Origin of the sequence: Cellulomonas sp. IC4_254 (assembly GCF_011603975.1) — a bacterium.
Taxonomy (GTDB): Bacteria; Actinomycetota; Actinomycetes; order Actinomycetales; family Cellulomonadaceae; genus Cellulomonas.
This window is the reverse complement of sequence record NZ_JAANNB010000001.1, coordinates 38,328-56,496: the sequence shown is the minus strand read 5'-3', so window position 1 is coordinate 56,496 and position 18,169 is coordinate 38,328. Positions and strand designations below refer to the sequence as shown.

Here is an 18,169-nt window from a genome sequence, read left to right as displayed (position 1 = left end):
TCGTTGGTGCGGCGGAGTGACCGCTGCGCAACGAGAGGAAGTGACGATGACGACCGCTGAGGCGACGACGCTCGGGAGCGAGTGCAAGCCCGACGAGGCGGAGTTCCACCCGTTCAGGGGGTTGGACGACGCGGTGTTCCCGTTCGAGGACGAGTTCGCGATGGTGCTGCGTCAGTTGGAGGTTGTGCTTTTCTCCACTGGTGCTGACGTGCTGAGCGAGCCCGAGCACTTGGACCGGTTGATGGTGGGGGAGGACCCGCGGGCTTGGAAGATGTTCGCGGCGGGGGAGGTCTTCCGTGGGGGTTCGGCGTTCTGGGTGGACGAGGAGTCCGACGCGGAGATGTTGTGTGATCTCGCGCGGTGCATGGGCCGGGTCGCTGAGCATCTGGCCGACAACGAGGCGGGCTGGCGGTACGCGGTGCTCGTCTCGGCAGCGCGAGGCTGATCGCCTCGACGAGGGGTCGTGTGTGGCCTGGCGGTTGCTAATGCCGGGCCGGCGCGGCCCTTCGTGGTGTGCGTACCGGGAGTCGGACGGCTCTTCGTCCGCGCAACGGCGTCGGCGTCGACCGCGAGGCGCGGCAGCTGGGCCGGACCCGGCGCCGCGGAGGCGCTCGAGCGGGCGGTTGCGCTCACGTGCCCGGCGACGAGGCTGCTGGTGCGGAGGCCTCGGCGGGGCGATCGATGCTGGCGTATGACTGTTTGAGCGCGGTTGAGTGGGTGCTGTGGGTTCCAGATCTGAGGTGGAGGCGCTGCTTGCGCCGTTCGCTGACGCCGCGGTCCCGTCGGGGTCGCGCTTCGTTGACGTCCCGCCGGACGTCGCGGCGCGCGTGCTGGATGCGGTGGACCCCGCGCTCGCGGACGGCCGGCCGAACGGTGATCAGCCGTCGATGCGCTGGTTGGTCGATGTGGCGAGGGAGCTGGATGGTCGCCTTGCCGGGTCGTTGTCGTGGGGTGACCTGCGGTTCGACGCCGTTCAGGTCCAGGGGAGGCCCGCGTGGTCAGCGTTGCTTGAGCGGTTGGCGTGCGACTGGCCGTCGGAGGCGACGACGGGTGCCGTTGCGGAGCTGTGGTCTGGGTGGGACGCGGTTCGTCCGTACTGGGCTGGCCACGCCGGGGAGGCGCTGGCTGCCGCGCGGTCGGACGGCGGTGTCCTGGGGTTGTGGTGGGACTGATGGGTGGGCGGGGAGTTCTCGAGCTCGTGACGGCGGGCCTGGGGGTGCGCGCGCGGTCGTGAAGGAGTTCGTGACGTCGCCCTTGGGTGTGCTGCGCGCGCCGGGATCGGGGATCGGGGATCGCTCGGGCAGTGCTTCGTGGCGGCTGTGTTGACGGGTCGCCGCTGGGAAGTGCGTGCGCCGGTCTGGGTCTATCCCGCGTCGAGGTCGGCTGACGTGACGGTGCGGGGAAGGGTGTCGGGTGCGCCTGTCGGGCGCTCGTAGTTCGGGCTGCCCGGTGGGCGTTCGTACGCGCCTGGTCCTACGACGGTGTAGGTGTCGTCGTCTGCTGCGGTCAGGTAGAGCACGTACTGGAATCCGGCTTGGAGGTCGAGTGGGACCTGGGGGTCGAGACGAACGACGACCGGGTCGTGAGCGGGTGCGGCCCCGGTGTGGATCTCGGTGATCGAGAACTGGACGTCGCGGGTCCCACCCGTGCCGGTGTGGCGCTGTGCGACGCCGGTGACGACGAGGCTTGCGTCGTCTTGTAGCGCGGCGAGTGAGTCGTAGTCCTGTCACGACTCGGGCGATGCCGCCGGCGCAGGCGAACAGCCCCCCACCAGGAGAAGCGCGCTCAAGGCGCCCAGCAACCTGAGGTACGCCATGGCCTCGCCCCCCGCGAGAAAGCGGCAACGATGCCGCGCGACACAGCGACGCTAGCCCCCGCTGGTCCGGTTTGTCCGTGCTTGCATCCGTTTGGGTGAATGATTACGAAACGTCGCATGTCGCGCTCACCCGCCCTGTAGGCATCACCTGGGCGACTCGTCGCTAGGGGGCGCGAGAGTCCGCGAGCCAAAGGGGGCCCGCGATGCGGGGTCGATGGCATGCAGTCGTGGGGTTGAGCATCGGAGCTCTGGTCGTGTCGGCGCTGCCGGCGGCCGCCGCGAGCCCGAGTGTTCCATCCGGTCTGGCGTTCGAGTTCCCGGTCACGCACACCCCGGTCCTGGCGGCCGTGGTGTCGGACCCGGACGGCGGGAACGTGGCCGGGCAGTTCTTCGCCTAGCGTGCGGGTGCGAGCACCTGGGACCTGGTGAACGGCACGAAGGTGACGGTGGCCTCCGGGGGTACCGCCCGGCTCGCTCTGCCGGCGCTGCCGGCTGGGCGGCGGGTGCAGTGGCAGGTCGCGGCGTGTGACGCCTCGGCGTGCTCGGCGCCCTCGGCGGCGCAGACGGGCCGGGTGCAGCCCGAGCTCGGTGCCGGGGCGCGCAAGAACGCCACGACGCTGCCGTTCCAGCTCGGCGACCGCGTCGCGGCGTCGGTCGACGTGGGCACGGGCAACCTGGTGGTCACCGCGACCGGGTTCACCGCACCGGGGGTCAACGGCGACTTCTCGGTGGACCTCGCGTACAACTCGGTCGCGATCGGGTCCGGCGGGCTGGCGGATCAGGCTGCGGCGCCGTACGGGCGTGGGTGGATGCCGTCCTCGGGCATGGTCGTGACGACAGAGCCGGACGGGTCGGTCGTGCTGTGGGCGGGTTCGGGTCAGGCGGCGACGTTCAAGAAGTCCGGGACGACGTTCACCCCGCCGGCCGGAATCACCGCCGACCTCGTCGCGGTATCGGGCGGTGGGTGGACCCTGACCGACCACGCCAGCCAGCAGAAGTGGACGTTCAACGCCGGCGGCTACCCAGTGTCGGTCGCGGACCGCAACGGCAACGCCCACCAGTTCTCCTACGGCGCGATCCAGGGCCTGCCGACTACCGTGAGCGCAACGCCCGGCGGAGCGGACCAGGACGTCGACGCCACCTACTCCACCAGCCAGCTCCTCGAGCTCGCGCAGGGCCCGGCCTCGGACCGCCGCACGATCGACTTCCACTACGACGGCAACAAGGACCTGGTCGCGATCACCGACGCCGCAGGCCGGGACACCGAGTTTGAGTACACCAACCACCTGCTCACCGCGGTCTACGCGCCCGGGGACGTCGAGACGCACTTCTCCTACGACGCCAACGGCCGTGTCAGCGCGATCCGTCAGGTCGAGCCGAACGCCGGCGACGCCTGGACCCGCCTGGCGTACACCTCCGAGACCCAGACTTTCGTCTCCGACGGCGAACAGGAGCAGTCCGGCTCCCCGAGCTCAGGGCCGCACACCACGTACACCCTGACCACGGACAAGCTCGGCCGGGTCGCCAGCGCGACCGACGCCGAAGGCCGCGCCCGCTCGGCGACGTACACGCCGAACATCGACCCGGCCACGCAGGTCCAGGGTTCCGGTACCGGGGCGCAGACCACGACGTACGGGTATGCGGCGAATGCCGGTGAGTCACTGACCAGCCGTACCACGCAGGGCGGTGCGGCCACGACGTGGGCGTACGGGAACGCCGCCGCTGCGACCAAGTACCTGCCGACGTCCTCGACCGACGACAACGGCAAGACCTCGCTGTACACGTACAACGGCGCCGGCAACCAGCTCACCACTACTGACGCCCTGGCCGAGCAGGCGGTCCTGACGTACAACACCGACGGCACCGTGGCGACGGCGACCGCGCCGGGCAACACGGGCAACCCGACGACGTACGGGTACGACGCGAACAAGCAGCTGGAGTCGATCACCCCGCCGACCGGCACCAGCCTCGGCGCCCGGGCGATGACCTACGACCAGTACGGACGGCTGGCGACCGCTACCAACGGCGGCGGCGTCACCGTCAGCTACGGGTACGACGACCTCGACCGGCTCACCGGCGTGGACTACTCCGGCACCAGCGCGAACCCGGACGTGACCTTCGACTACGACACCGCCGGCCGCCTGGCCGAGCGCACGGACGTGTCCGGAACCACGACCTACGCCTACGACCGGATGAACCGGCTCCTGGAGAGGGCGCACGACCGGGACGACGACCCCGTGTCGTACGGCTACGACAAGTCCTCCCGGCTGCTCACCACCACCGATGGGCGCGGCACCACGACGTACGAGTACGACGACGCCGGGGCGCAGGTCGCTCAGGTCACGGTGATCGGCGGGCAGGAGTCGTGGACGCGGTTCGCCGTGGACGACAAGGGACGCCGCACCGACACGTGGCTCGCGACGAACGCCGACAACACGCAGTTCGCGGCGCACTCGCACACCGACTACGACGCCTCCGGGCGGGTGTCGGGGATCTGGGCGGACCAGGCCGTGGCGGGCGGGTCCGTCACCGAGGTCGTCGACACGACCTATTGCTACAGCACCAACGCCGCCCAGCCGGGGTGCACCGGCGGGACTTCGGCCGGTGACCGCTCGAAGCTGCAGTGGAAGCGCAACAACCTCACCGCGCAGGTCACGACCTACGCGTACGACGACGCGAACCGCCTCGTCGGCGCCGACGTGACCGCGGGCAACGGCGGGCACGCCGCGCAGAGCTACGACTACACCTACGACGCCCGCGGAAACCGGCTCACGTCAGTCGGCCCCGACGGCACCCGCACCCGCACGTACAACGTCGGCAACCAGACCACCACGGCCGGCTTCACGTACGACGGGGCGGGCAACCTCACCGCCGACCCCGAGGTCGGCACCCTGGGGTACACCGCTGGTGACCAGCTCGACTCGGTCACCCGGGACGGGCAGACGTATGAGTACCTGTACGCCGGGCTGGGCAACACCGAGCTCGTCGCGCAGACCACGCCGGACGGTGAGTACGGGTACACCCTCGGACGCACCGACCAGCTCGGGCAGCCGCTCATCGAGCAGGTCCGGCACGGAGGCGAGACGGCATACATCGAGCACGACGCCCTCGGAACGCCGCTGTCCCTGCGGACCGAGGCCGCCGAGACGGGCCTGTACGTCTACGACAACCTCGGCTCACCGCTGGCACTCATCGCCGACGACAACAGCACCGAGACCGTCGTGGAGTTCGACCCCTACGGTGTGCCGGAAGTCCTCGAGGACGGCGCCGGCGTCGGCGTCACCTTTACCCCGTTCCTGTACACCGGCGGACTCAACGACCGGACGACCACGTGGACCCTCAACGGCGCCCGGTACTACGACGCTCACGAGGGACGCTGGACTCAGATGGAGACCCTTGACGCGCCCCTCGACCCCGGGAATGCCAACCGGTACGCGTACGCCGCCAACAACCCCGTCAACTACACCGATCCGACGGGCACGAGCTGGAACTGCGCTGCTGCGTCGTTGTCCCTTGTGGGCAGCACGATCGCTCTCGTCGCTAGCTCTGCGGCAGATCCCGTCACGGGTGGCGTGAGCACTCCTCTTGTGGTCGGATCAGCCTTCCTCGTGGCCGGGTCGGCCGCGTGGACGATCGACGCTTGCTTCTAGGAAGGGGTTGCCTCGGTGTCTACGCAGACCCGCCAACTGCTGTACACGGTCGCCGCAGTTCTGCTCGTTGCTGCCGCGATTATCGCCTTTATTTCCGGTACGCCGTGGGGCGGAGTCTTCGCCCTGGCAGCGGCAGCCTTCACCGGCGGCCTGGCATGGCGAGCTGCTCGCCGCCCGTGAGATGTGCGTGAGTGCGACCCCGGTCGCACAACGTGAGACGCCGCCGGTACCGGCCTAGAGATCGCTCCGGCGGCGTCCGCGTGGCGGGCAACAGACGAGTGCAACGCGAGGCCCGGGTCGTCGACCGTCGACCCGGGCCTCGAACCGGGCGCAACGGATCGAGGTACTGCCCGTGATCTCCCGTTCTCAGCTCGTCCTGCGCTTCGTGGCAGCCGGCATCTTCCTCGCGATGGGCGTCTGGGCCACGATCGACGGGCCGTGGTGGGTCGCGGTCCTCGGATACGCGGTTGGTGTGATGTGGCTGGTCCTGGGCGTTCGAGCGGTACGTGCGTCTCGAAGCGAGGGGCGCTCGTCAGGCCCTCGCTAGTCACCGTGCGGCTTCGAGAGGCTCCGCCCAGGGTGTCCTGGGCGGAGCCTCATAGAGCGACAGGCCACCTCGTTTGGGTGCTTCACGCCCGAGGAACCCACCTCACTGCACGACGCACGACGGTCGGAAAGAGTGTGTCGGCGTTGCCGGCAGTAGCGGCGAGCAGGTCCAGCACGGGGGGCGAGACCACCAGACCACCACAGGTCCGGCACGGAGGCGAGGAGATCCTCGAGGACGGCGCTGGCGTCGGTGACTCTCACCCCGGTGCTACATCAACTCCTCCAACGGTTCAAGGTGGTGCCCGTGAGAAGCACACGTGAGCGACTCATCAGTGCTGTAGGCGCCGTAGCTTTCGGGACCTTGGCGGTGATCCTCGCGCTGCGCGGCGAGGCGCTGTCCACCGCCATGGCCGTACTTGCGGCTGCCGTGGCGATCGTGTGCGTGTGCCAGGCGGTGACGAAGCCCAACAACCCGCGCTGATGCGCGCGTGCACGCGTGCTGCGCACGGCTCCTGGATCGCCGTGACCGGGGGTCGTGCGCTTGCGCGTCGGTCCCGCGCCAGGAGTTCGGCGACCGACCGGCTGACACCGGCTCAGGGCGCTACAGGCAGCATCGTGCAGCTTCAGGTTCGGCGAACCTTGCCGGGTCTTGTCGTGGGGTCACCTGCGGTTCGACGCTCTTCAGGTCCTGGGCAGGCTGGCGTGGTCGGCGTTGCGTGAGCGGTTGGTGCGCGAGTGGCGGTCGGAGGCGACGGCGGCTGCCGTTGCGGAGTTGTGGACTGGGTGGGTCGCGGTGCGTCCGTACTGGGCTGGCCACGCCGGTGAGGCGCTGGCTGTCGGGAGGTCGGAAGGCAGTGTCCTGGGGTTGTGGTGGGACTGACGGCCGGGTGGGGGAGTGCGTGAGCTCGTGAGGGCGGGTTCGGGGGTGTCCGCGTGGTCGTGATAGGCGTTCGTGACGTCGCTCTAGGGTGTGCTGCGCGCGCCGGGATCGGGGATCGGGGGTCGCCTTTCGAGGGTGTCGAGGTTGGCGTGGGCGGTGTCGCTGAGCGGTGCGATGTGGTGGGGGCGGCGCTGTTCGTGGGCTTGGTGGCGGGCCGCTCGATTGGTGCCGCCGCGCCGGTCGAGTGAGGGGTGGGTTGTCGAGCGCTCGACGTGACGGTGTGGTCACGGCGCTGTGCTGAGTGTCGGCTCGTTCTTTGCGTCCCGCTGGGGTTCTGCCGGGTGGCGCCTGGGGCGGCGGGACACTTCACCCGCACGTGGGACGAAGATCCCGTATCGCGTGGTCGTCGTCGGCCGATCTGCCGGTCGAACGGTCCAGAACGAGGCCCGATGTCGAGAAAGTGACTCTCGTGACGACGAATGATGTGCACGCCGGCGGGTCTCGGGTGAGATGGATCGCCGATCGCGGGATCGCGACGAAGATCGTCGCCGCGGTGCTCGTGGCGGTGGTCGTCGGTGCAGCCGTCGGCGTGCTGGGGATCAGCGCGCTGAGCCGGACGAACGACGCGACCTCTTCCATGTACCGGGACAACTTCACGGGACTGCAGTACGCCGCGACGATCCGACGGGCGACCGTCGAGATGCGCTTCGGCCTGGCGAACCACGTCATCGCGCGCGACGACGCGGCGAAGGACGCCGCCGAGGAGAAGATCGCCGCCGCGGAGAGCGAGGTCCGCGACGCCGTCGAGGCGTACGACGATCTCCACCTCGACGCCGACCAGCGCTCAGCCCTGGAGACGTTCTCGACGGCCCTGGACGGCTACGACGCGGTGCGTGAGTCGAAGATGCTGCCGGCCAGTCGTGCCGGCGACGTCGCGCTCTACGAGTCGGTCCGCGACGGGGAGGCGCAGTCGTTCATCGACGCGATGGGGGCGAGTGTCGAGTCCCTCGTGGAGAGCGAGGAGGCGGGCGCGGCGGCGGCCGCCGAGTCCGCCGCTCGCGACTTCACCGCCAACCGGACCGCGGTGCTGGTCCTGCTGGTCCTGGGGACGGTGGTCGCGGTGGGGGTCGGGGTCTTGGTCGCCCGGTCCATCGTCCGTGGCCTCGCGCGGGTGCGGATCGTGGCTGACGGCATCGAGCGCGGGGATCTGACGGTGCGGGCGGGTCTGAGCTCCCGGGACGAGGTCGGCACGATGGGTGCTGCCCTTGACTCCGCGGTGGCGAAGCTGCGCGAGGTCATCGCGGCCATCGACGCGTCGTCCGGTTCGCTGGCCTCGGCCGCTGAGCAGATGTCGGCCACCACCGGTCAGATCGCCGCGGCGGCGGAGGAGACGTCAGCGCAGGCGGGCGTGGTGTCCGCAGCCGCCGAGCAGGTCTCGCGCAACGTTCAGACGGTGGCGGCCGGCTCGGAGCAGATGGGCGCCTCGATTCAGGAGATCGCGCAGAACGCGGCGCGCGCGTCGGACGTCGCGAACCGTGCGGTCGACGCGGTCGGGTCGACGTCCACGACGATGGCCCGTCTGGGTGACTCCAGCAAGGAGATCGGGAACGTCGTCAAGCTCATCACCTCGATCGCGGAGCAGACCAACCTCCTGGCGCTGAACGCGACCATCGAGGCTGCTCGAGCGGGGGAGGCGGGTAAGGGGTTCGCGGTGGTCGCGGGTGAGGTGAAGGAGCTGGCGCAGGAGACCGCCAGGGCGACCGAGGACATCGCGCGGCGCGTCGAGTCCATCCAGGGCGACGCGTCCGGTGCGGTGGGTGCGATCGAGCAGATCAGCGGGATCATCAGTCAGATCAGCGACTTCCAGATGACGATCTCCAGCGCGGTGGAGGAGCAGACCGCGACGACCGCCGAGATGAACCGGAGCGTGTCCGAGGCGGCGACCGGGTCGAGCGAGATCGCCGCGAACATCACGGGAGTCGCCGAGGCCGCCGGGACCACGACGGTGGGTGTCAGCGAGTCGCAGCAGGCTGTGGCGGCCCTCGCGGTGATGTCGGCCGAGCTCAAGGACATCGTCGGCCGGTTCCGCGTGTAGGCCTGCGGTTGGTCCCGGACTCAGCGCCCTCACCGGTCGCCGGTACGACCTCCCGTCGTGCCGGCGTCCGGTGGGGTGCGATCCGCTGTCGCGGTGACGGGACCGCGACTGGTGCCACGCCTGGAGCTGGAGGCCGTTGCGCCCTCAGCCCGGGATGTTCCGTGGGTCGTTGCCCGGGTTCACGGTTACATCCCATCCACCGGACGAGTTGGGGACGACGTTCCTGTTCGCGCCGATGCGGACTCTCTCGCTCTCACGCGGAGCCTGATGCATCAGCCCATCGAAGCCGAGGTTGCCAGATCCAGCCCGCGCGATGGGTCGATTCTCCGGCAGTGACACGGACGCGCTTCGCTGACGTGTCCCCTTGGCGGCCAGTCGGCTCCACTGGCTCATGCCGGAGCGACGACTGTCGGGGAGCGATGGCGCTCCAGAGCGCGGCCGGCGAGGGGGTGTGCTGGTGACGCGCCAGTCGGTCCCCTGCTCTCTGAACCGGTCCAGGGCGGAACTTCCGAGAGGTGCGGTCGTCAGAGCCGGTCTGAGCCTCAAGTTAGGTGTCTCGCCCCGGGTAGGATCCCTTTCAGGTACAAATCGGCGGTGGGGGTGCGTGTGGCGGTCAAGTACATGGACGTGTACCGGCAGATCAAGGCCGAGATCACCTCCGGGACGTACCGCACGGGAGATTTCCTGCCGATCGAGTCCGAGCTGATGGCGCAGTACGACGTCAGCCGGACGACCATCCGCAAGGCTGTGGCCCTTCTGCGCACCGACGGGTACGTCGACTCGCGGCAGGGACGTGGGACTGAGGTGACCGCGTCCCCTCGACGTGCGGACTCCTATGCGTTCACCTCGCTCGTCGGACGCACCGCGGTCGAGACCCGTGCGGTCTCGGGATCGCCGTCATCGGTGGTGGCGCAAGCTGCGACCATCGAGACCGTGCGCGCGCCCGAAGACGTCGCGCTGGCCCTGGGTTTGGAGCCCGGCGCGCTCGTGCACCGCGTTCAGCGGATCAAGCTCATGGACGACGAGCCGGTCGCGCACATCGCGAGCTACCTGGACGCCGCCGCCTTTCCCGACCTGGCAGAGCAGTCCGGGCGGATCTTCTACTTGTACGACTTCCTCGCGAAGCGGTACGGGACCCGGTTTGCACGCAGCCAGAGCCGGGTGAGTGCGGTGACCGCGGACTTCATCGAGTCGCGAGTCCTCGACATCCCAGTCGGGTTCCCTCTCCTTCTGCACACGCGGGTCACCGAGTCGCCGTCTGGGCCGATCGAGTACGCGGAGAGCTTCGAGCGCTCCGACCGACTGGGCACTTTCATCACGATCTCCCCGGACGGGGATCAGCGCGACGCGTCCCTCGACCTGGTCATGTGAGGTCGTCGGCGACCGCCGCGGCAGCGCGTGCCCTGGTCACGAATCGACGGGTGAGCAGCAGCACGACCAGCGCGCCGCCGACGAACGCCGACACGGCCCGGAACATCACGGCGTAGCCGAGGGATGCGGCGAGCAGGCCGCCGATGACGGGTCCTGCGAGCTGGCCGAGGTCCGAGCCCAGGTACAGGGTGCTGCTCGCCGCGCCCCGCCTCCGGGGTGGCACCACGCTCATCGCCATGGTCCGTGCCACCGGGCCTGCGGCGCCGTAGCCGAACGCGCCCACGGCGGCGGCGACCAGCAGCGTGCACAGGTCGTCGGCGATGCTGATCAGGAACAGCGACGCCACGAAGAAGCCGAGCATCGGCAGCATCATGATGAAGCCGAACCGGTCGACGAGCCGGCCACCGAGGGGTGCCGAGGCGAAGATGCCCAGGCCGTAGACGGTCGCGAACAACCCGACGTTGCTGCCCAGGCCCCGCTCCTGGCCGAAGACGACGACGAACGAGTTCACGCAGGACCACGCGAGCATGAACATGAGCTGCAGCAGCGCCGGCGGGATCGCCTCGACGGCGATGAAGCCGGACAGCGAGGGCCGGAACTGCTTCTTGGGTACGGGTGTGGTCGTGATGCTCAGGCTAGCGACTGCCGATGAGACCATCATCACCACCGCGACCAGGAACGTGAACCGGAAGCTCGTCATCTCGTGGATCTTCAGCGCGACCGGCTCGCCGAGCATGCGTGCTGCGCCGGACGCGACCGCGAAAACCCCGATACCGGCCGCGAGCTTCTCCCGAGGGAGCGCGTCGGCGGCGAGGGTGATGCATGTCGTGGCGGTGAACGCCTGGCCGGCACCCTGCAGGATCCGGAACGTCGTCAGCGTCGGGACGTCCGTCGAGAACGCGAATCCGGCGAAGGCCGTCGCGATCGCCACGATCGCTACCAGCAAGACATACTTGCGTCGGAAGGCGTCGATCGCGGGCGCCGACACCAGCTTGAAGACCATCGCGCCTCCGGCGAACGCGCCGGCCACGGTCCCGATCACCACCGGGGTGGCGCCCAGGGCCTTCGCGAACGGCGGGACCATCACCTCACCGAAGTTCAGGCCGAGGTTGATGAGGAAGTACGCGGTGAACGCGCTCGTGAACGAGCGGTTCCAGATCCGGGCCGTCGACGTCGTCGTCGTGGCCCGCTGAGACGAGGGCGTCATCGCCGTCATGCTCGTGGTTCGTCCCATCGTCGCGCCGTGAGCTCCAGGTCCATCCCGGTCTGAGCGATGCCCTCGCGGCGCCGCCGGTGCGGGCATTCTCTCCGGCCACGGTGCGAGCCCGTCGGGGCTCGCACCGTGGCGCGTCTCAGGCCGCGCGGGCCGCGGCCTCGACCTCCGCCTGCTCGGCGGCGGCCACCGACGCGATCCTCGACGTCAGCGACCTGCGCGTGACCAGCAGCAGCACCACGACGAGCAGGAGGTAGCCCGGCACGACGCGGAACATCGCCGCGTACCCGAAGCTCGTGGCCAGGATGCCACCGACGATCGGGCCGAGAAGCTGGCCGACGTCGGACGCGAGGAACAAGGTACTGCTGGCCGCGCCGCGCCGCGGCTTCGGGACGATGCCCATCGCCATGGAGCGGACGACCGGGCCGGCGGCGCCGTAGCCGAATGCACCGCACACCGCGGCGACGAGCAGTGTCACCAGGTTGGTCGAGATACTGATGAGAAGCAGGGCGACACCCATGAAGACCATCATCGGGATGAGCATGTAGTAGCCGAACCGGTCGACGAGCCGGCCCCCGAGCGGTGCGGCGACGAACACGGCCAGGCCGTACGCGGTGTTGAAGAACCCGACGTTGCTACCGAGCCCCTGGTCCATCCCGAAGACGATGAGGAACGAGAAGACGCAGGACCAGGCCATCATGAACAGGAACTGCATCAGCGCCGGCGGGATCGCCTCCACGGCGATGAAGCCGTTCAGGGTGATCCGGAACTTCTTGCGCGGCAGCGGCCTGAGCTCGATGCGCAGGATCGCCACGGCGCCCAGCACCAGAACCACCAGTGCGATCACGAAGGTGGCTCGGTAGGAGGTGGCCTCCTGGACCTTGAGCGCGATGGGCGCGGCGACCATGGTGGCGGCCGCGGTGCCGATCGCGAACGTGCCCATCCCCTGGGCGAGCTTCTCCCGGGGCAGGGTGTCGGCAGCCAGCGCGATGAACGTGGTCGCGGTGAACGCCTGCCCGACGCCCTGGAGCACCCGGAAGGTGATCAGCACGGGCACGGTCGTGGAGATGGCGTACCCCACGAACGCGATCGCGATGACTGCGACGGCGCCGAGCAACACGAACTTGCGGTTGTAGGTGTCGATCGCGGGCGCGGACGCGAGCTTGAACACGATGGCACCGTAGGTGAAGCCGGTAGCGACCACCCCGATCAGAACTGGTGTCGCGCCGAGTTCCTTGGCGAATGGCGTGGAAAGGTTGTTGGACATCCCCAGGGCGACGTTCACCAGAAAGTACGCCAGAAAGATGTTGATGAAAGCACTGTTCCAGACCTTGGCGGTCGGAGCCTTGTCGACTGCGGCGATACTCATTTCATGACGCTCCACTCGTGTTCGGGGCAGCGCTGCCCGTCGGATCGTTCGTGGTCCGGCACCCGGAGGTGTCGTTCAGGCCGGCGGCGTCTGTGCCCCGGCCGCGGTCGTGGTGTGGTGCGTTTGGCGCTCATCGACGACGATCGAGCCGGTCCGCGCGTCGCGGCGGAACGTCGCCATGAACTCCCACGCGAGGTCGGCCGCGGTCGCCGGCCAGCAGTGGGGTGCGTTCGCCACGACGACGTAGCGGAAGGCGTTGATGCCGGCGGCGTTATCGATGTCGCTGATCCAGTGCGTGACGCCGAGGATGGTCTCGGTACGCTCCCGGTCGCCGTAGAAGCCGAGCACGCCGTGCAGCTCCGTGTCCGGGTTGTCGAGGTAGCCGATGCAGATGCCGGGGTCCCTCGGTGCGCAGGACAGGGTCGCCATCCGCTTGTTGAGCCGCGCGAGCATCCACTCGTGCTTGTCGACCCCCTCAGGGGGTGACGGCTGCGTCGAGAACCGGCGCGGGCCGTTCACGTTGCGCGTGGGGTCACGCTCGTCGTCGCGTCGCGGGTCGTGGTAGGGCTCGGGACCGTCGCCGGCGCCCCAGTCCTTACGGGGATGCCAGTCGTTCACGGGGGCGAAGCCGGAGGCCTCGAACTGCCCGACGATCTGCATGAACGGCACGAACGTCTCGGTGACGTGCGCGATCTCCTGGTCGCTGAACGGTGTATTCACGTTGTCCCAGTCGCGCCAGATGTCGTTCCCGCACGTGACGACCGCGGCGAATCGCTCAGGGGCGCGGAAGTACGTCGAGGTCGCCTGGTATCCCCCCTGGGACTCGCCCACCAAGTAGACGCGCTCGGTATCGACCGGGTACAGCTCGATGAGGCGATCGAGGACCCGCTGGGTGTTCGCGGGGTTCGTGTCCTGCAGCATGGCGACGATGATCCGTTCGCGTGCGGCGACCCGTGGGAACCCCGAGATGAACTCGTCGGTCGAGATCGAGCAGAACCCGCCGTGGTTGACGAACACCACCGGGTACCGGCCACCCTCGGCTGCCACGTCCTCGAGTTCGAGCGGGGTGATGAGCAACCACCGCGTGTAGTAGTCCGAGTTCTCGAACATCTGTCGCCGCAGCCCGAGGCCGCGGTAGTACTCCTCGACATCGCGGCCCGTGGGGTCCTCCTCGAACCGAAAACCCAGCTCGAGGTCCTCCGCGAACCGCGCACCGTAGTCGGTGTCGAGCAGCGCGTCGATGTCGGCGCCCCCGTTGTGCGCCACCCGCAGAGATCCCAGCGCTGCTTCGAACTTCCTGCCCGTCTGGGGGTTGCTCTCCGTGGACCAGTACGCGCGTCGGTCCTGCGCCTGTGCAGGCGTCGTGTGCATCGTCATCGATTGTTCTCCTCGCACCGGGGCCGCCATCGGCCCGACGCCAAAAGGTATCAGATAAGTCTTGGATGGGGTCGCGATAGATCTCGCGTCGTCGATGGGGAGCGCGTCGATCGCGCCGGGCGGGCCTGCGGGTCAGGCCGGTCCGTCTGCAGATCGGTCGTGGTGCGTAGGGCCGGTCGGCGGGGGGGCCGACCGGGCGGGGCCGATCGCCACCGGCTCCGGGCGGGCCGAGCTCTCGCTCCACCAGCTAGCCCGTCGCGGCGATGCTCGCGAGCGGCACCACACCGGCGACCTGGCACAGGCCCCTGGTCCCGCGGCTCCAGCGCACGTGCGAGGGGCCCGGCTCGACGCCTGGCGCTCGGGTCACGCATCGTTCCGGAAGGGGCCCGGCGTCGGCGCGGGTGGGCTCCGTCGGTGCGGTCAGCGCGGTGTGGTGCTGAGTCGACGCTACCTGTCGCCAGGTGCGGAGCGGCTGTGGCGGCGAGCAGCCCCTGGTGCCCAGGGCTGGCGGTGCCTCCGTCACAGCATCGGACGAGGTGGGCGGCACCTGGTACAGGAATCCGCTGTCGTTCGCCGCGGCTAGCTGCGCACAGCGCCCCTGCGCCGATCGGGCGACCGTGTTCCACCCCGCGCTCCGTGGCGGCGCCCCTCCCGACCTCACCGGCCTTGCGGTGCCGGGTCGCGTTCCTGGTCGACCAGGCGGGCTCCGTCGTCTGGGCATCGGGTCAGCAGTCGTTGTCCCTGCGGAGGTACCCCGCTGCCCACGACCCGAGCGCACGCGACCGCCGCGCCGCGCGGCGCCGCCCCGTGACGCCTGGCCGACGGCGACGCGCCCGTTTCGTCGAGAGCGCTCCGCCGTCGACCGTCGGCGCCCTCAGCGACGCTCGGCGCGTGCGTACTGCGGCGGCTGCGGCGCGGGGACACCGAGCGCGCGGGCCGTGCGCCGCGGCAGGACCGGGTCGACCAGGATCTGGCGCCCCACCGCCACCGCGTCGGCGGAGCCGTCGGCGAGGACCTGCTCGGCGACGTGCGGGTCGGCGAGCATCCCGACGGCGACGGTCGGCATGCCGGACTCGGCCCGCACGCGCGCGGCGAACGGCACCTGGTACCCCGGCCCGACCGGGATCGAGGCGGCCGGCCGGTTGCCACCGGTCGAGACGTGCATCATGTCGACGCCGTCCTCGCGCAGGCCGGCCGCGAGCCGGACGGTCTCGTCGGCGGTCCATCCCTCCGGCTCGACCCAGTCCGTGGCCGAGACGCGCGCCAGGACGGGGACGCCGTCCGGCACGGCGCCCCGGACGGCGCGGGCGACCTCGCGGGTGAGGCGGGTGCGCCCCGCGAAGTCGCCGCCGTAGCCGTCGGTGCGGCGGTTCGACTCGGGGGAGAGGAACTGGTGCAGGAGGTAGCCGTGCGCCGCGTGCACCTCGATGACCTGGTAGCCGGCGGCGATCGCGCGCCGGGCGGCCTCCGCGAACTGCGCGACGACGTCGCGGATCTCGTCGGCGGTCAGCGCCCGGGGCGCGGGGTGCCCGTCGGCGAACGGCACCGCGCTGGGCCCGACGGTGGTCCACCCGCCCTCGTCCTCCACGAGCGGCCGGCCCCCGAGGAACTCCTTGTCGGTGCTGGCCTTGCGGCCGGCGTGCGCGATCTGGATGCCGGGGACGACGCCCTGCTCGCGCAGGAACGCCGTCACCCGGCGGTGCGCGGGCACCTGGGTGTCGGACCAGATGCCGAGGTCCCACGGGGTGATCCTGCCCGCGGGCGCGACGGCGGTCGCCTCGACGATCACCATGCCGGGCCCGGCGACGGCCCGCGACCCGTAGTGCTGCACGTGCCAGTCGGTGGGTGCGCCGACGTCGGGTCCGTCGTCCGGTGCCGAGTACTGGCACATCGGGGCCATCCACAGCCGGTTCGGGAAGGTCACGTCCCGGAGGCTCAGCGGGCTGAACAGCAGGCTCGTCGTCGTGCTCGATGCGGTCATCGGTGCTCTCCTCAGCCCAGGTGGGTCAGCAGCTCGGCGGCCACGGCGCCGGAGGACGCGGGGTTCTGCCCGGTCACGAGGGTGCGGTCGACCTCGACGTGCGGGGCGAACGGGGCCCCGGCGACCACCTGGATCCCGGCGGCCACGAGCCGCTGCTCGAGAAGCCACGGCGCCGTTGCCGCGGTGCCCGCCAGGCGCTCCTCCTCGTCGGTGAAGGCGGTGATGCGGTACCCCTCGAACACGTTGCGGCCTTCGGCGTCCACCGCTGCGAGGAGAGCGGCCGGACCGTGGCAGACGATGCCGAGCGGCGTGCCGGCGCTCAGCGCCTCGGCCAGCAGTGCGCCGGAGGTGGCGTCCACCGCGAGGTCCTCCATGGGCCCGTGCCCGCCGGGCACGTAGATCGCGTCGACGCCCGCGAGGTCGACCGCGTCCAGCGCGACCGGGGTGCGCAGCTCGTCGGCGCCCTCCAGCACGGCGCGGACGTGGGCGGCCTGGTCGGCGCCGCCGTTGGACTCGTCCGAGAGGCTGCCGGGGTCGACCGGCGGCACGACGCCGCCGGGCGTCGCGACCGTGATGGCGTGACCGGCCGAGGTGAACGACTCGTAGGGGACGGCGACCTCGTCGGCCCAGTAGCCGGTCGGGTGAACTGTGCCGTCGGTCAGCGTCCACCCGTCGGCGCCGGTCATGACGAACAGGATGCGAGCCATGGGTGCTCCTCGTGTCGGGGCCCGGAGGACGGAGGCCCTGCCGGACCGTCATCGGTTCCCGCGCCGCGGACTGCCAACGGCGCGTCGCCCTGGGCGACGGCAGTCACGCTAGACCGGGGTCCCATCGGTGGACCACTCACTTGTTCGATCGCTGGCATCAGGGTGCTGATGGCCAGCTCGGTGCTCCGTGCCTATGCTCAGGGCGTGTCGGACGTGAGCCCTCGGACGGGCGGCCCGGGATCTGCCGCGGACGCTGCGCTCGCGACCGCGGCGCTCGACCTCAACCTCCTGCGCACCTTCCTCGCGGTGTACCGCGCGGGGTCGCTGACCGCGGCGGCGCAGTCCCTGGGCATCGCGCAGCCCACGGTCACCGCTCAGGTGCGCACGCTCGAGAGCCAGGTCGGGGAGCCGCTGTTCGGCCGCCGCCCGCGCGGGGTCGAGCCGACGGCTCGCGCGCACGAGCTCGCGGGTCACGTCGCCGCGCCGCTGGACGCCCTGGCGTCGCTCGGCTCGCGAGACGCGGCGCTCGCCGGGCACGAACCACCGGTGCGGCTGGGCGGCCCTGCCGAGCTGCTCAGCACCCGGGTCCTGCCGGCGTTGGCCCCCCTCGTGAGCCAGGGCGTACGCCTCGTGATCGCTCCCGGACTCGCGAACGACCTGGTGGAGGACCTGCGTGCGGGCCGGCACGACCTGGTGATCGCCACCCACCGGCCACCCGGCCGGGCGTTCGTCACCCAGCCGCTCGCGCACGAGGACTACGTGCTGGTGGCGGCGCCGGCGTGGCACCGCGTCATCGCCCACCTCCTGCCCGACGACCCCTGCGTCGCGGTCCGGGACGTGCCCCTGGTCGCGTACGCGCCCGAGCTGCCGATCATCCGCCGGTACTGGCGGACCGCGTTCGGCAAGCGCTCGACCGCCAGGGCCGCGGTCACGGTGCCGGACCTGCGCGGTGTCGTGTCGGCCGTGACGGCGGGTGCCGGCTACAGCGTCCTGCCGCGGTACCTCTGCCAGGTGGAGCTCGACGCGGGCGACCTGGTGCTGCTGCACGACGTCGACCCCGCGCCCGGCAACACCGTGCACCTGGTCCAGCGCACCGGGGTGGCGGCACCGCACGTGGAACGTGTCGCGGCGCGCCTGCTCGAGGTGGGGCCGGGGTGGTGACGG

At 70.5% G+C, this 18,169-nt stretch carries 13 protein-coding genes; 8 read left to right on the top strand and 5 right to left on the bottom strand.

Annotated elements, in window-relative coordinates; all coding sequences use genetic code 11:
* Positions 1 to 46 precede the first annotated feature (46 nt).
* The 7 genes from G6556_RS00235 to G6556_RS00205 all read left to right on the top strand — a co-directional run bounded on the left by G6556_RS00235 (position 47) and on the right by G6556_RS00205 (position 10,358).
* Complete coding sequence (locus G6556_RS00235; RefSeq protein ID WP_166937567.1) at positions 47 to 445, top strand: hypothetical protein; 399 nt, start codon at positions 47 to 49, stop codon at positions 443 to 445.
* Between the two features lie 295 nt (positions 446 to 740).
* Positions 741 to 1,172 carry a hypothetical protein gene (locus G6556_RS00230; RefSeq protein ID WP_166937566.1) on the top strand — a complete coding sequence of 144 codons (432 nt, stop codon included), beginning with the start codon at positions 741 to 743 and terminating at the stop codon, positions 1,170 to 1,172.
* Positions 1,173 to 2,049: 877 nt separating this feature from the next.
* Entirely contained in the window at positions 2,050 to 2,214 is a 165-nt protein-coding gene (locus tag G6556_RS00225) for a hypothetical protein (RefSeq protein ID WP_166937565.1), read from the top strand.
* A 174-nt stretch (positions 2,215 to 2,388) separates the two neighbouring features.
* The gene (locus G6556_RS00220; RefSeq protein ID WP_166937564.1) at positions 2,389 to 5,466 is read left to right on the top strand and encodes an RHS repeat-associated core domain-containing protein; all 3,078 of its coding nucleotides are present in this window, start codon (positions 2,389 to 2,391) and stop codon (positions 5,464 to 5,466) included.
* Positions 5,467 to 5,481: 15 nt separating this feature from the next.
* Positions 5,482 to 5,646 (top strand): hypothetical protein, encoded by a 165-nt coding sequence (locus G6556_RS00215; RefSeq protein ID WP_166937563.1) that lies wholly within the window; start codon positions 5,482 to 5,484, stop codon positions 5,644 to 5,646.
* A 1,547-nt stretch (positions 5,647 to 7,193) separates the two neighbouring features.
* Positions 7,194 to 8,987 carry a methyl-accepting chemotaxis protein gene (locus G6556_RS00210; protein ID WP_346774627.1) on the top strand — a complete coding sequence of 598 codons (1,794 nt, stop codon included), beginning with the start codon at positions 7,194 to 7,196 and terminating at the stop codon, positions 8,985 to 8,987.
* A gap of 594 nt (positions 8,988 to 9,581) precedes the next feature.
* Positions 9,582 to 10,358, top strand: coding sequence for a GntR family transcriptional regulator (locus tag G6556_RS00205; protein ID WP_166937562.1), 777 nt, complete (start codon positions 9,582 to 9,584; stop codon positions 10,356 to 10,358).
* On the opposite strand, the gene G6556_RS00200 is transcribed toward G6556_RS00205, so the two are convergent.
* The 5 genes from G6556_RS00200 to G6556_RS00180 all read right to left on the bottom strand — a co-directional run bounded on the left by G6556_RS00200 (position 10,351) and on the right by G6556_RS00180 (position 17,005).
* Positions 10,351 to 11,565 (bottom strand): MFS transporter, encoded by a 1,215-nt coding sequence (locus tag G6556_RS00200; protein ID WP_166937561.1) that lies wholly within the window; start codon positions 11,563 to 11,565, stop codon positions 10,351 to 10,353. The genes G6556_RS00205 and G6556_RS00200 overlap by 8 nt on opposite strands.
* A 145-nt stretch (positions 11,566 to 11,710) precedes the next feature.
* Positions 11,711 to 12,940, bottom strand: a complete 1,230-nt coding sequence (locus G6556_RS00195) for an MFS transporter (RefSeq protein WP_166937560.1) — start codon at positions 12,938 to 12,940, stop codon at positions 11,711 to 11,713.
* A 75-nt stretch (positions 12,941 to 13,015) separates the two neighbouring features.
* The gene (locus G6556_RS00190) at positions 13,016 to 14,317 is read right to left on the bottom strand and encodes a hypothetical protein (protein ID WP_166937559.1); all 1,302 of its coding nucleotides are present in this window, start codon (positions 14,315 to 14,317) and stop codon (positions 13,016 to 13,018) included.
* Between the two features lie 874 nt (positions 14,318 to 15,191).
* Positions 15,192 to 16,298: an NADH:flavin oxidoreductase/NADH oxidase gene (locus tag G6556_RS00185; protein WP_166937558.1), complete on the bottom strand. Its 1,107-nt coding sequence runs from the start codon at positions 16,296 to 16,298 to the stop codon at positions 15,192 to 15,194.
* Between the two features lie 11 nt (positions 16,299 to 16,309).
* Positions 16,310 to 17,005, bottom strand: a complete 696-nt coding sequence (locus tag G6556_RS00180; protein WP_166937557.1) for a type 1 glutamine amidotransferase domain-containing protein — start codon at positions 17,003 to 17,005, stop codon at positions 16,310 to 16,312.
* Positions 17,006 to 17,209: 204 nt separating this feature from the next.
* Between G6556_RS00180 and G6556_RS00175 the strand changes: the two genes are divergently transcribed.
* Positions 17,210 to 18,166, top strand: a complete 957-nt coding sequence (locus tag G6556_RS00175) for a LysR family transcriptional regulator (RefSeq protein ID WP_205692787.1) — start codon at positions 17,210 to 17,212, stop codon at positions 18,164 to 18,166.
* The last annotated feature ends 3 nt before the right edge of the window (positions 18,167 to 18,169 follow it).